The organism is Paenibacillus xylanexedens, from assembly GCF_007676705.1.
Classification (GTDB): Bacteria; Bacillota; Bacilli; order Paenibacillales; family Paenibacillaceae; genus Paenibacillus; species Paenibacillus xylanexedens_C.
Genome location: NZ_VEBF01000315.1, coordinates 1 through 272, shown reverse-complemented (window position 1 = coordinate 272; position 272 = coordinate 1). Strand labels below are relative to the sequence as shown.

The following is a 272-nucleotide window of genomic DNA, read 5'->3' as shown; positions in this document are numbered from 1 at the left end:
CCCAATCCCCTGTACTAACATCCTTTTTCAATTTCACCCATACTTTATCAACCTCATTCTCAGTATACCCAACTCCCTTCACACCTTCACCTCCCTCAACATTAAATAACACACACAATTCCTCTCTTGTAATATCATAACCTTTCAACCCCCTTGCAACTAACCCTACTCCTTTCCCATCCCTCAAACCCACCATCAATCCCACACATTCCTCCACTGTATACTCCATCTCATTCCTACTCCTCCCTTCCATCATAAAATCTCCCAATCAA

The 272-nt window shown here is 42.6% G+C and carries 1 pseudogene; it reads right to left on the bottom strand.

Annotation, left to right across the window (positions count from 1 at the left end):
* A pseudogene (locus FS628_RS30590) lies at nucleotides 1–256 on the bottom strand (hypothetical protein); the annotation flags it as partial.
* Between the last annotated feature and the right edge of the window lie 16 nt (nucleotides 257–272).